The 1,098-nt window shown below is 55.2% G+C and carries 1 pseudogene; it reads right to left on the bottom strand.

Annotation, left to right across the window (positions count from 1 at the left end):
• Positions 1-1,098, bottom strand: a pseudogene (locus tag C495_RS18570) (DEAD/DEAH box helicase family protein); the annotation flags it as partial.

Below are 1,098 nucleotides of genomic sequence, written 5' to 3' on the forward strand. Positions count from 1 at the left end.
GTCGCCGTCAGCATGATCATCGTTTTCCCACGGAGCTGCCGCAGGTTCGCGTGCCGGCGAGTTCCTTTGTAGTCGTCTTCGTCGTCCGGGTTCGGCCGCCACTTCCCGTGATTCCGGAAGCGATGAGCTTCGTCGATTAGGACGACGTCGAATGCGTCTTTGAGGTTCTGAACCTCCTCATACGTGAGGTTCTGGAACTTGCTGATGCTCATCACGTCCAGATGTGTTCCATCGATTTCGAGCCCGAAGTATGGGTTTCCGTCTTCGTCGGTGTCGTCTTGGAGGAGGNACGATGAGGAGACAGTGATCTCCGCGTTGGCGGTAGTCATGCAGGAGTTCACCGCCGATGAAGGACTTCCCGAGGCCAACCGAGTCGGAGATGATGCAACCGTTGAATCGGGAGAGTTTCTCCTTCGCGCTTTCGTATCCGAGTGTCTGGAAGTAGTACAGCGGGCTGTCGCGGATGTTGACGTTCCCGCTTAGTTCGTCGTACGCAAGGAGTTTGTACAACTCGAACGGCTCGATGTACGTCCCCAAGTTATCAGGCGTGTCTTCATCATCCGGCTCGTCTTCTTGTTGGTCCTGCCAGTCTTGGTACTTCTCACTGTTCTCGATGATCCGGATGACCTCTTCGCTGAAGTCCTCAGCATTCGCCCACTGGTTATCGTACCAGTCTTCGAACGCCTCAGCTTCAGGTCGGTCTTGGCTTGTGAGATTCAGTTCGATGTTGTTCCGGNGAAGTTTGAGGACCCAACGATTGTCGCACACGGACGCGTATCTGTATCGTTGTCAGTTTCCCAGTCGTCACTGTCGTTTGGTGCTCGGAATGATGCTCCTTTGGCGTGGAAATAGCCGTTTTCCGGATTTCGCACCCGGACGCTAACCTTGTCTTCGGCTATGAAGTCTCGCAGCCGATCCAACCGGTCTAGCTGTGCGTTGTTGAGGTCCTCAATGCTCTCTTCGACCTCGTCTCTGAGTTCGTCGCGTAGACTTTGTCCTTCCCCGATCTCATCTGCTGTGCTGCGGTTCGTTTGTCGCCCCATCAGGATGCGGATTGGGGCGTGACCGAGTTCGTCTGGGTCAGCGAGTTGTTCGAGG

This window comes from Natronorubrum sulfidifaciens JCM 14089 (genome assembly GCF_000337735.1).
Taxonomy (GTDB): Archaea; Halobacteriota; Halobacteria; order Halobacteriales; family Natrialbaceae; genus Natronorubrum; species Natronorubrum sulfidifaciens.